Source organism: Flavobacterium reichenbachii (genome assembly GCF_002217435.1).
Lineage (GTDB): Bacteria > Bacteroidota > Bacteroidia > Flavobacteriales > Flavobacteriaceae > Flavobacterium > Flavobacterium reichenbachii.
This window is the reverse complement of the sequence record NZ_MUHF01000003.1, coordinates 171357-184361: the sequence shown is the minus strand read 5'-3', so window position 1 is coordinate 184361 and position 13005 is coordinate 171357. Positions and strand designations below refer to the sequence as shown.

Genomic DNA, 13005 nt, shown 5'->3' with positions numbered 1-13005 from the left:
TCGGTATGCTAAGCGTGCTGTTGGAGTTTTTTTTAAAAAAATTTCTGAAGCTGATATTTATTATAAACAGCGATTATGAAACTAAAAATTTTACTTAGACAGTCACAGATGCGAATGCTTCTAGACAAAGTTGGAATACCTCCATGTTGCAAATCATTAAATATGAATGGCGCAACAGCATCTTTTATTTATCAAGAAAAGAAGTAGTTTTTAGGTGTGTTTTTTAATCAACCACACCGTTAAGAACATTTAGTCCTTTTTCAAACAACCTTTTTGCTTGGTCAACTTCATTTTGGGTGACTGAGCTTCCTTTCGTTGATACAAACATTTCTCTTATATCAACGTCCAAAGCTTCAGCAATCTGTAATAGTAAATTTATTGTAGGTAAATTTTTTTCAGAGTTAATATTACTTATTGTAGTCATGCTAACACTAACCTTACTAGCAAGCTCTTCTCTGCTCACTCCCTTTTGATTCATTATTTCTTTTAAACGTAGAATTTCCATATTTATTTTTTTTCAAAGATACACAAAAAGTAAGCAACACTTACTTTATTTAAAAATAAATCAAGTATAATTTGCTTTTAAATAAAACATAGCTTTACTTTGTACTGTAATAATGAAGCGAAACTTGATTTATGAAAGCAAGGGAATTTAAAACTGAGATTAAAGACATCAAAGAAAACCTGAGAGGTTTAACACTTCAGTTGGTTAATACAAAAGGTTATAGACCATACTTCAATTTAAAGGACTTTGGTAATGCAATCTTAGAAGAAGAGAAAAAAGGAAATGATTTCCGTATCAATCAAGTTTGGACTAAAGCTGGTATCGTTGGAGCAAAATCAATTAAAGCTCTTGCTGAATTAATCAAAACAGAATCAGTAACAGCAATACAATTTGAAAGCTTTTATAATCAAACTTCAACAGAAGGATTCATAAGAAGCTTTGGAGCATTAGACTAAACTATAAAAAAGAAAAACATGGAAACTACATCAAGAACAATGGAAATAGCTCAAACAATTTTAGAACAAATAAAACATACAGACAGAACTGCCTTAATGGCTTGGGGAGCTAAAAACTTTTCAGCAATCAGTGAGAGCAAAGAATTTGAAGGCGGATTGGCTTTTCAAGTTAATGGTTTACTACATAAAGGCTGGGTTAAAGTTTGTCTTCGTTGGGTTGATGACTATACAATAATATTTATGAATAAAAATCGTGAGGTAGTTAGAACTTTTGAAGGTGCTTACTGTGACATGCTGGTCGATGTTATAGATTGGATTGAGGGAAAGTAATCTTAATCCTGTGCAAAATTAGATTATACTTTATCCTTGAATGGTACTGTAAAACTTAAGCTCAATAAATTCATTAAAAAAACCGTGCAAAATACACCATTCTAATATTGCACATAAAAACAACAGATTATGAAAAAAGGCAGGTATGTCAGACAAAGTACGGCTCAACAATCTAACCTGCGCCAGTTGGCAAAAGCCCATCCAGATGAAATATTATTCATTGATACAATAAGTGGCTCTATTCCATTTAATGAAAGACCCGCTGGAAAAAAACTTATCGAAGCCGTTGAAGCTAGAGAAGTAGATTACGTTTCATTCCATGCTATCGATAGAGCAGGAAGGTCAACTATCAATGTTTTACAAACACTAAAATTTTTCTTTGATAAAGGAGTGATTGTTAAGATTGATAATTTGGGGCTTGAGTCAATGATAAATGGAAAAGCTAATCCAGTATTTAACCTAATTACAACTATTTTATCAGAGCTATCGAGTTTGGAAAAATCTTCTCTTCTTGAAAGACAAACTGAAGGGATAATTCAAGCTCGTTTGAGAGGAGTATATAAAGGGCGTGAAAAAGACACCTTTGAATCGGATGATGTAATTTTAGCAAAGCATAAAAAAGTGGTGAAAGAGCTAAAAGCAAATCCAAATTTATCATTAAGAAAAATTGGAACCCTAACGAATGTTTCTCCAAATACAGTGAAAAAAGTTATAAGTGTTCTTCAAAAGCAAAATTAGAAGCTATGCAAATTAAAATTCAACATCAAGAGGATAAAATCTATTATACTTTTAAAGTAAAGGATGCTAATAAGCTTACATGTGTTGAAGTAAACAGGATATGTACCAAAATGCGGGTTAAAGCTTTATTTGTAAATAGCAAGTACTATGAAAATAAGTGATGATTAATTACTTATTAATTAGCACAGACAAAAATATTAGAACCTTGCTTTGAAAAGAAAGCAAGGTTTTTTATTACTTCAATTAAATCGAATATTTAGGATGTTTGGACTAACATCTCCCTTTTTGAGGATAACAATGACCCCTTTGCAATTACTTAACAGTTTTTGTCTCTTTTAATGAGGTAATTATATCTCTGAATTCGATTGCATTTTCATAGTATTCCTTTTCTACGAAGTAATCTAATTTTTTTTCATAGGCAGATATTAACTGTAAAACTATCGAATTTGACACTATTGGAAAATCCTCTCCAACTAAATGCATGTAATATAATTTTTCTACTTGATTGTCAGTTAATTTTTTTCCTGTTATTGCCTTGTTTAGAGTATTTATATAGCTCTTACCTAAATTTTTAACATTTTTCATTTTAAGTTTTGGAAACCTCATGCTTACAATATTAGTTTCTCCAATGGTTGTTTGATTTTTCATATTTAAAATATTTTATTAATATGATGCAAAACTACATACACAAGTTGTCCATACCCATTCAAAGTCAACAATTGTCAACTTTGATAACTAAATTAACAACGAACCGCTTTAAAATAAACACATAAAAACTTATTATTCAATTAGTTACTAATAATACTGCTTTTTTATTACTTTTATTTCTAAAAAGTAATTATTATGAATCCGAAAGTATCTATTAAACAAATAATCATTGATTTCATTTATATAGGCGACCAATTAAAAGAACTTTTTAAAGACAAAAAAAAATATCAATCCATAATTGAATTTATATTAGCTGAAGACTATCTAAATGAAGATTTAAATATTCAATACCCAAAATTAAAAGATGCTGAAGTAGCTACAGGATTGAAATTACACATTTTAAGGAAGCTTTTATTAAAAATGCATAGTGAGATTTTTACTTATGAACGTAAATTAAATTTAAGCTTTAAAAAATTTTTGTATCACTTTTATATAAGTTATTTTGACTATAGTTGCCAATTTACTGTTGATTATCTAACCCATTTACCAAGAATTGGCGATAGTATAAGCTTACCTTTTGTTAGTGCTTTAATCCCAATTAATTACTTCTACGTGGATGATATAAGGCACGAACTTGAAAATAATACTCAAATAGTTATCATAACATTAAAGGTTGGTAGTTTTAGTGAATACTTCCGATATATGAAAGATAGAGCTTTAGAATTACGAGAAATTAGCTTTACGGATAGTTATGACTTAAGTGAAGATGAAATTAAAAAAATAATTTATTCAAAGTCTAATTATACGTAACTCTTAGCTTCTAAAAAAATAGTAGTATACATCTCTTCCATAAAAAATAATTTCCATCAATTAACCATAAAAAATTTAATTATACCTAATCTAACTATAATTAAATCTGTTCAATGCTATCAATCACTAATGCAAGAAAATTTTAAATAAAAATGGATTTTTTACACTGATGAAGAAATTCTTATGACAAGAGATATACTCTATAAGTTTGCTGAAGTGTACCATAACCATATGTATAAGGACACTTCTTCTAATGACTCTCTTTCCCCAAATAAAACAATTGTCATTAATATAAATCCATAGATGCTGAGATTAAAATCTTCTTTTTAAATTCTAACTTCTTCCGTATTTTAGAAAATATGGTTTTCCGTAATCTAATTATGAATTAAAAAATGATATTTGTTTTTTAGCAACATGAAATTGTAATCAACAATTACTAACAGGTATAAATACGTGTTTTTACATGAAATTAAAAATCAAATTTGATTATACATATATTTGTTTTTATCAATCTAATGAAACAAAGGATTAGTTAGCTCTCAAACAATATGAGCGACGGAGCCTAACAAGAAATTGAATCATTAAGAAACCTAATCTAAATAATAAAAAACTATGAATTTAAAATTATTAAAAGAACAGGTTTCAATAACTATAGATAATCTAAAAGACCACGGGAAGTTTCCAAAAGAAAATAATTTATATGATTACAAACTTGAATTAAATTTTTATGGTCAAACTGACCCAGTTGAAATTTTCATGCGAAATTTTACTAAAGACATTCTATCTTTTTCAAATTCAAATGGGGGAATTCTTTTAATTGGAATAAAAGAAGAAAAGTCCACAGGAGAGCTTGAAGATACTGGTTTAGATATTAAAAATTTTGATTTACTAAATAAAATTGATTTAAATAAAATCTCTCAAAAATTCGATAAAATAGCAAAAGTTGGTGTTGATTTAGATTTACAACACTTTCAATCTGGTACTAGAAAATTTTTTTATATACTAATTGAAAAACAAAATCAAATAATAATCCCCATAAATGATTTCCCTGATTATAATATAAAGAAAGGCGAAATTATTTATCGTGTTTCAGGTAAAAACGAAACTGCCAATTCAACGACTCAAGATTTCAATCGTTTCATTCAAGTAAAAGCTAATGAAAAAAACAAAGAGTTTATGGAAATTTGGTCAAAATTATTACCCGAAATTTTTGACATCAATCCCAGAGAAGTTCTGATATTAAATCCAAAAAACAATACTGTATATGGCTACAACTCAAAAGATAATTTACTTTCTAGCAGTGAAATAGATATTGACCAAACAGAGAACGGAGTTTTTAATATTATATTAAACGCAATTTCGGCTGGAGATATTGGAAAAATATCAAATGATGAAGGCAAACCAATTTATAAAATAGTTGGAGAATTGAAAAGCAAAACACCTAGGGATTTTATTTATTTTTCGAGTCTTTTAGAAAAAATAAAACATCATTGTAACTATAATTTCACATCAAATCAGTTAAAATTTGTCTTTAAACATCTAAAATGGATTAATGATGAAAAATTACCAATCGAAAATCCAGACGAAACAAAAATAAACAAGACATTTAATCAATTTATTTGGGTGGAAATACTAGACAAAACGCATAAAGTTGTGTTTTCTGAAAATGCTGTTCAACCAATAGTTAAAGCAATCAATGAAATAAATAATCATATTAATATTTTTGGAAAATTATTACAGACTAAATCAAAAAAGAAAACAAAATAATTCAATGCGGTAACATCCACTTAAAGAGATTGGAGCTTTATTAATCAAATATATTTTTAAAATGCTATCACTTACAAAATGCAAAAAGAAATTAAACAAGAACGGAATTTTTTATACTGATGAAGAAATACTCATGATAAGAAATGTACTTTATAAGTTTGCAGAAGTTTACCACAATCATATGCAAAAAAATACCTTATCAGATGACTGTATTTCACTAAAAAAAATAAAATAATTTATATGCAAGCTAATAACTACCAATGATATGGAAGAAAAAATACCAGAAATAGATAATGAGTTTTTTTGTATTGCAAACTATGATAATCCAATTCTTTCTGCACTAGTTTCAAGCTTTGTGTCAAAATTTGGAAAATATTTACCAATGTTTGAGTTTTCATCTGTTACATCAGCAAACAACGAAGCGGATAAGATTGATGAAGAAATAGATGAGCACCAATTATCCCGAGTTAGAGCTACTGAATTAAATATAAAAATAAAAAACACACTCAAAAGAATTGGAGGATGTAATCTTCTTTTGTTAATAGATTTATCTGAAGCACAAAAGTCATATTTAACATTTTTAGAAGAATATACTATCGTCGAAATTAAAGATATTCATGATGTAGAAATATATCTAAGATATGCTTCCAACAAAACAGAATACTTAAATTGTTCTTCTAATGATATATATGCTGGTTTGTATTACGCTTCAGAAAACAACCTACTATTAAAGATAGATGAAACGGCAGAAAAAATTGAAATTAATGATAATAAAGACGGCATAATAATAATCGAAAAAATCAATTATGTATCAACAATTATTGCGGTTAATTATGCAATTTCAATTAATGCGACACTAAAAATAATTGACCCCGTTACATTAAATGAAAGAGAAATTTATGAATTAATAGAAAAATGGCAGGATGGAGATGCTAATTCTTTTAATGATTTAAGCGCTAATATTTATCCCAATGTTGAAAGTATAAATTTTCTCAATTATAGATATGCAACTTTTTTTACTATTGGAGCACCTTACTCATTAATACTAAAAAATATTATTCCATTTACACATGTCCATTTATATCTGAACCCTGATTTCTTTATTTTTAATAACTTATACTTTCAAAATAATTACGAAATTAAATCCGCAATAGTTTTCTCTCCTTTAGAATTTAACGATGAGGAAACGGATTATGTAATTTCTAAATTTTCAGAAAACAACTACTATGTAAAAGAACTTATAGGAAAAGATGCCACTGTATATAATATAGATAATCATGTAAAAGAATATCCTTTTGATTTTTTACATATTTGTAGTCATGGAGGCGAAATTAATGGATATTCTATAACAGAAAAATTCATTGACAGTAATGGTAATTCACATATAGTTGAATATGATGAAATTGTAAGTTTCGCTCCTTCCCGTGGTAAGAAATTAATTCCCGTAACTACTAAAATGATATGGCGAAAGTTTGATGGTTATCATTGGAAAAGTAAAGAATTAAAAGAAGCAAACTTTCCACATCATGTATTTTCAGATATGCTAAATGAATTACGCAAAAACAAAAACAAAAATAGAATACCAAAGAGTAAAGTTCCTAATTCTTGTGCCATAAAATGCTTTGATTTTAGTTATCAAGCAATGTTTAATTTATTAGCTGGCTCTCAATCCCCCATCATCTTCAATAACACTTGCTGGTCATATTCTGATATTTCTCATAAATTTATTGAAGTAGGCGCAAGAGCATATATTGGAACTTTGTGGGGTATAAATAACAATATTGCAAAAAGAACCGCTGAATCATTTTATAGTGATTTATTCAATGGTACAATTTTAGGCGCATTGCAAAGTGCTTTAATTAATACAGTAGGAACAAACGATGAAAACATATATTTTATATGGGGACTACATTTTACTTCAATAAAGGCTGGTACATCAAATGAAGAAAGTAAAAAGGACGTAGCTTTAAAATTACTGCAATCAATAAATATTTGGGTTGATAAATTAAATACAACAACCAAACCATCAATTCAAAAAAATATTATAGAATTAATTGAATGGAATGAATATCAATTAGCAAGATATTTTATCAAAGAGGTTACAGCTATTATCGATGAAGGCAAAGTAATAAATCGATAATTACTAAATTAGAAAAATCAATAGCTAAACAAATCTATATGGAAGAGAATGCAAAATATATTGAAGAAAAAAATTCAGACGAGTTATCGGAAAAGTTTCATGAAAAAGCGGGAAATATTTCTAGAGATTTAAATCGACAACTCTTATCATTATCGACGGGTATTATAGGCGCATTCTTTATTCTAGCTTTTAATGAAAAGCATTTAAACATTTTTATAAAAGTTTGTATAATAATTTCTATCATTTGTTTTGGACTAACAATTTATTTTATAATTTCAGGAATGCAAAGTGATTCGAGCAAAAATTATTTCTTAGCAAATATTAATGACTCTACGAAACAAGACAAAAGAGAGGAAAACATAGAATTAAAAAAGAAATTTAATGACAAACAATTGGATGCAAAAAAAAAATCTCGACTCTCTTTCATTTCAGGTGTAATATGTTCAATCATACTTTTAATTATACATCTGTTTTCATAAATCGATTAGTATTTTAAAAAAACTTATGCTAGAGAATACTATCATTAATCACTAAATAGTAAAAATAAATATGTATTATCCGAACGCTATTGAACAAATTTGCTATGAACAAGAACATATTGACAACGTTTGGGAAGAAATTAAACAAAATATTCCAAAATATTTTCAACAGTATGTGGACACAGAAGGTGGACATTCTATTCAAGGAAATTTAGCTGAAAAACTTGCTGAAAAATTCGGCTCAACATCAAAACCAAAAAAGAAAGAAAAAGATATAAAAAAAGTACTTGAAAGATTGTTGAGTGAGACAATTGCTGAATTTGAAAAAGAAAGAGAGTCCTATAAAGAAATTCTTGACTTAGAATCTCTCGAAGAATATAAATATGACGTAAATTCTTTTAAAAACACAGTTTAAAAAATCAAATTCCAATTATTCGTAAGACACTTAAAAATAAGCAAGCAAAAGAGCTTGATAAATTTCGTGAAGCTTTCAACAATGCGCAACCAGGGCATTTATTTGAAGTAACTTCAAACATCATAAAATTGGCTAATCAATGGAAAAATGAGCGATATGATGGAAAGAAATTTGAGCAAATAAACAAATGTGATGACTTAGACTATTATGACTTGGATAAAGAAACTTATACTGCTTATGGCGTTATCGGAGGTGGTATAAAAAGTCATTTTATTTTTAAGCTATTCCCTGAAATGTATCCCAGTAGAAGCCGTGAAGCAGTTTGGGCATTATATTATTTAAGCAATAAAAAAAAATTTGATTGCAAAGAAGAATCTCAATTCTTAATGATTAATTCAAATGAAGGAACCACACAGCAAAATTATTTTTATCCTTATGGAATTTTTGCTTTTTACGCTTTAAGGATTTTTAATAAGTTGAAAGAACTTTATGCAAAAAATGGTGTCATTCTATCAATTGAATATCGATTTGTAGCTGTGGACGGGTTTCTGTCATTTATTTCAAGAAGCCACCAAAATGAAATAAATCTTTTAAAACAAAATTCACAAAATTATCATTATGACTACTAACGCGGCTGAAATTTTTAAAAAGGAATTTCCTGTATTAGCAGATAATTTTCCATTAAAACCTTTTCAAGAAAAAGTAATTAATCACGTTATTAGAAGTGGCTCAACGCTAGCAGTAATGCCAACAGGAGGTGGAAAGTCTTTAATATATTGGGTTACTGCAAAAGCTTTAAAAGGAACTTGCCTAGTCATTTCTCCACTTATTGCCTTAATTGATGAACAAGCCGAAAAACTTACAAAACAAGGACTCAACGTTTTGGCAATTCATGGTGGTATGGAAGCTTCAGAACAAATCAAACAACTCAAAAAGTTTGCAAAGGGAGAAATTAATCCTGATTTCATCTTTGCAAGCCCTGAAAGAATGGCTACTGATGGATTTTTTGAGTACTGTATTTCTGTACAAAAAAACAAAATAAAATTAGTGGTAATTGATGAAGTTCATTGTATAAGTCAATGGGGGTTTGATTTTAGGCCATTTTATAAACATATTCCAGTATTTTTAAATTCGGTTTTCTCTAATCAATGGCCAAACATCTTAGGACTAACCGCGACCATCAATCCAAAGGAGCTAATCGATATTACAAATGATTTAAAAATTGATAAAAAATCAATTCTAAAAGATGATGTTTTATTACGATTTGACATTGATTTAAAAGTTGAAAAATTCTTAACTGAGGAAGAAAAGCTAAAGAGACTTTGGGAAATAATAGAAGAACATAAAGACGAGAAAACCTTAGTTTACTTATATCGTAAATATCACAAAAACGGAGCTGAAGATTTATGTGACATTGCCAATAAAATGCACTTTAATGCATTGTCATTTCATGGCGATATGACAAGCGGGGAAAGACAAAAAATCATTTCTGAATATAGAGATGGTTCAACAAATTTAGTTTTTGCAACTAATGCTTTTGGAATGGGAATAGATATTCCAAACATTCGTATTGTCATCCATTTCATGTTACCTGAATCAATTGAACAATATTATCAGGAAATTGGAAGAGCGGGAAGAGACCAAAATGGTGCAACTTCTTATATGCTATATTCAAACAAAAACATTCAAGTTCGTAAAACACATTTTATAAACAAGTCTTTTCCAAAAAGTAATGAAATAAAAGACCTATTTAAAAAAGCAAGCAACAATGAAATTGGGAAAAAGACATTACAATATTTCGTAGAAGAAGAATTGCAAAATGCACTTCCTTATTTTTTAAGTTGTAAAGCAATTACGATTGAAGGTAAAGGTTTTACAGGTCTTAAAGTTTTTAAGACTAATACCAATCCAAAATTAAAATCTATGATAGATTCTTCAAAAACAGGTATGGTCATTCCTTTATTTTTAAAGCAGGAAAATTTAAACTTATCATGTAAGGAATTTTTTAACATTACATATAAAGCATTAGTTGAAGGTGAAGCTACATTAAGTAAAACTCTTGACAAATGTTTAATCATTAGTACTTCTGAAGCAGAACTAAATGAAGAACAAATTAATAGTATAAGTGCTGAAACAGAAATAAAAAGGGAATACAAACACAACTTATTAGATTACCTCGTTTATCTTCTTGACAATTTTGATAGTTCGGAATTCCTGCATCAAGAAATTGGTAGTTATTTAGGTGTAAGCAAACACTTACTTGGTAAAATTCATAAAACAGAAAGTGGAATTTGGGTACGCTCAAAATCAGAAGTTATTATAGCAAACATATTATTTCATTCTAATATTAAATTCCAGTACGAAGAAAAACTTTATTACAATGCAAGGCAATGGAAGGAGCCCGATTTTACAATTAGACACAACGGTAAAACTTGGTATTGGGAACATTTAGGTTTGCTAGGCAATGAAAAGTACAATGAGAATTGGCAAGAAAAGAAAGAAATATTTAAAAACCTTGGGGTTTATGAAAAAGTTATTACCACAAAAGAAAGTGCAGTTCTCAGTAACCAAACGAACGAGTTAATTAAACAAATATTATCTACATAATCTCATTAAATATTACAAGCTTTATTTACAAAAATTACTATTTAAAGGTTATATGTTTTTTTTCTAAGAGGAACATTTTGTTAAATTTAATCTAAAAAATAAAAATAAACTTGTGTATTATTTAAGTTTAGCTTAAATTTACACACATGAATGATTCTCTAAAAAATATTCTCAATTTCTCTTCTACACTTAATGCTCAATTAAGAGCAACTGAGAAATTCTCTAATATAATTAAGATTGAATCTCAATTTAGCAAATCGAATGAGTCCTATAATAAACTCACAACAATAAATTCAAGAGTTACGGAAGTAAATGATTTATTTTCTCGATATCAAAATTTGGCTAAATCTATTGATTTAAAGTCTGAAGATATTGTCTCAACACCATTAAAAATCATTAAGTCTTTAAATAGTGGCGGAATGTCACAAAGTATGATTGCCCTTCAAAATTTTGTTCGTTCTCAACAAAATTTAGAAAAATATAGTTCTTCATTCTATTTTTTAGGAAACTCTAAACATTCAATATTTAGGAGGAATTCTTCTATTTTTCGACATGAAAATAATTTTCAGTCAAAATGGGTTGAATTTGACAAGTTGCAATTCCAAAAAAGCTTCAATGATTTTGAATACTATGCTAATTTAAAGTCTTTTGCTGAGCATGACATTTTAAGAAGTAAGCTTTTAAAGAGTCAAATAAATCAGAAAATTGAAAAAGTATTACGAGGTATACCACATAGCAATACTGAGACCAACAACTTTTATCCTTATTTGAATAGAGGTCGAAATCTAGATTTCTCCCATCAACAAAAATTAGAAAATTTTAAAAACTTCATTATTAGTGGAGATTTTGGTTTTACATATACAGTTGGCTTAGAAGATTTTCTTTGGACTCACTTTACTAAGATTGATGAATTAGATGAATCAATTAATTACTCTGCATCAAAATTAAAATTTTTAAACAAAATAATAATCTCTATATCTAATAGTCGAAAAAAAGACGCATTAAATAAAAGAGATTTCTTTAGAAAAATTAATAGCTTTCATTTCAAGAACCTAGATGACGAATACCATTCATTTTCTTTAACAGCTTAGGCGGATTAAGGTTTAAAATGGTTTTCTAAACCTTAATATTTTAAATTTTAAAAATTAAAAATATTAAAGAAATGAGAAATAAAAATAAAGAGATTATATCTCAAATAGATAATGCTCTATTAAATGTAGAGATGAATGATGTTACTAGAGAATTGTTTATGATGCTAAGGGAAGAAATTCCTAAAGCTAAAACAAAGGAAGAAAAACTTAAAATAGCACTTAAATTAGTGGATGCAATAACTACAGTAGCAAATATTGCATCCATGTTTCAATGAAAATAATTTTATTATGGAAATAGGTAAAGTAATTAAACTTTTAATCAAAAAAAGAGGTATGAAACAAGTAGAAGTCGCTAAGTTAATTGGCAAAAGTCCTACTGCGTTATCACAGATTATAAGCGGTACTTTCAAACCTCAATCAGACACACTTGAAAAGCTTAGTGAGGTTTTAAATATACCAATTGCCGTAATACATTTTTTGAGTATTTCGGAAGATGACGTACCAAAAGAGAATTTACCACTTTACAGAAACCTTGCTCCAAGCATTGAAAAATATTTAATTGATATTTTTTCTGTTAATCAAGAAGATTTAACTTTACAATAAATCATTAAATAAAAGAATATCAAAATATGGATATCCTTTTATTTAATCATCTTAATAAAAGCATATATTTGTAATCAATGTTACTTTGAAGTTTTAATTAGTACCCTAATTGGTACCCTGCAAAATATATTTTCGTAATCCATTGGATTCATTGGCTTGAAGCGATTTAGAGAAGAACCTCTTTCTCCGCGGAAGGCTTAAAAAGAGAGTTTTCAAACTTTTTAAAAAGGCCTAAAAGATCGGTAAACCCTGTAAATCTAAAAATTTGTAGGGTTTTTTCTTTATGCTGTTTTTCAATATTATAAAAATACTAAAAAACTTTGGCGCATTCTCAATGGAGGAGATACCTTTTCTGTTACAAAAACTTAAGGCGATTTTTAGGATATTCGCCCGAATAAGTTTTGCGGCAAAACCAAA

15 protein-coding genes are annotated in these 13005 nt (G+C 28.1%); 13 read left to right on the top strand and 2 right to left on the bottom strand.

The window, feature by feature from the left end:
• Window positions 1–223: 223 nt before the first annotated feature.
• Window positions 224–505 (bottom strand): helix-turn-helix transcriptional regulator, encoded by a 282-nt coding sequence (locus B0A68_RS03995; protein ID WP_051892582.1) that lies wholly within the window; start codon window positions 503–505, stop codon window positions 224–226.
• 131 nt (window positions 506–636) lie between these two features.
• Here B0A68_RS03995 and B0A68_RS03990 point away from each other — a divergent pair, with 131 nt between their 5' ends.
• From B0A68_RS03990 to B0A68_RS03980, 3 genes are all read left to right on the top strand, one after another.
• Complete coding sequence (locus B0A68_RS03990; RefSeq protein WP_035684535.1) at window positions 637–960, top strand: hypothetical protein; 324 nt, start codon at window positions 637–639, stop codon at window positions 958–960.
• 18 nt (window positions 961–978) lie between these two features.
• A complete protein-coding gene (locus B0A68_RS03985; RefSeq protein ID WP_035684537.1) occupies window positions 979–1290 on the top strand; it encodes a hypothetical protein in 312 nt (103 codons plus the stop codon).
• A gap of 129 nt (window positions 1291–1419) precedes the next feature.
• Window positions 1420–2028 carry a recombinase family protein gene (locus tag B0A68_RS03980; protein WP_035684540.1) on the top strand — a complete coding sequence of 203 codons (609 nt, stop codon included), beginning with the start codon at window positions 1420–1422 and terminating at the stop codon, window positions 2026–2028.
• A 312-nt stretch (window positions 2029–2340) separates the two neighbouring features.
• On the opposite strand, the gene B0A68_RS03975 is transcribed toward B0A68_RS03980, so the two are convergent.
• Entirely contained in the window at window positions 2341–2676 is a 336-nt protein-coding gene (locus B0A68_RS03975) for a UvrB/UvrC motif-containing protein (protein WP_035684543.1), read from the bottom strand.
• A 195-nt stretch (window positions 2677–2871) separates the two neighbouring features.
• Here B0A68_RS03975 and B0A68_RS03970 point away from each other — a divergent pair, with 195 nt between their 5' ends.
• From B0A68_RS03970 to B0A68_RS03930, 10 genes are all read left to right on the top strand, one after another.
• A complete protein-coding gene (locus B0A68_RS03970) occupies window positions 2872–3486 on the top strand; it encodes a hypothetical protein (protein WP_035684545.1) in 615 nt (204 codons plus the stop codon).
• 612 nt (window positions 3487–4098) lie between these two features.
• Entirely contained in the window at window positions 4099–5253 is a 1155-nt protein-coding gene (locus B0A68_RS03965; protein WP_035684548.1) for an ATP-binding protein, read from the top strand.
• Between the two features lie 265 nt (window positions 5254–5518).
• Complete coding sequence (locus B0A68_RS03960; RefSeq protein WP_035684550.1) at window positions 5519–7393, top strand: hypothetical protein; 1875 nt, start codon at window positions 5519–5521, stop codon at window positions 7391–7393.
• Window positions 7394–7431: 38 nt separating this feature from the next.
• Window positions 7432–7872 (top strand): hypothetical protein, encoded by a 441-nt coding sequence (locus B0A68_RS03955; RefSeq protein WP_035684551.1) that lies wholly within the window; start codon window positions 7432–7434, stop codon window positions 7870–7872.
• A gap of 70 nt (window positions 7873–7942) precedes the next feature.
• The gene (locus B0A68_RS24610; RefSeq protein WP_205623783.1) at window positions 7943–8287 is read left to right on the top strand and encodes a hypothetical protein; all 345 of its coding nucleotides are present in this window, start codon (window positions 7943–7945) and stop codon (window positions 8285–8287) included.
• A gap of 128 nt (window positions 8288–8415) precedes the next feature.
• Window positions 8416–8916 (top strand): hypothetical protein, encoded by a 501-nt coding sequence (locus B0A68_RS24605; protein ID WP_205623784.1) that lies wholly within the window; start codon window positions 8416–8418, stop codon window positions 8914–8916.
• Complete coding sequence (locus B0A68_RS03945; protein ID WP_035684553.1) at window positions 8906–10894, top strand: RecQ family ATP-dependent DNA helicase; 1989 nt, start codon at window positions 8906–8908, stop codon at window positions 10892–10894. Before B0A68_RS24605 ends, B0A68_RS03945 begins: the two co-directional genes overlap by 11 nt.
• Window positions 10895–11040: 146 nt before the next feature.
• A complete protein-coding gene (locus B0A68_RS03940) occupies window positions 11041–11985 on the top strand; it encodes a hypothetical protein (RefSeq protein WP_035684555.1) in 945 nt (314 codons plus the stop codon).
• 71 nt (window positions 11986–12056) lie between these two features.
• Window positions 12057–12260: a hypothetical protein gene (locus tag B0A68_RS03935; RefSeq protein ID WP_035684557.1), complete on the top strand. Its 204-nt coding sequence runs from the start codon at window positions 12057–12059 to the stop codon at window positions 12258–12260.
• Between the two features lie 13 nt (window positions 12261–12273).
• A complete protein-coding gene (locus tag B0A68_RS03930) occupies window positions 12274–12588 on the top strand; it encodes a helix-turn-helix domain-containing protein (RefSeq protein WP_051892585.1) in 315 nt (104 codons plus the stop codon).
• Window positions 12589–13005: the final 417 nt, after the last annotated feature.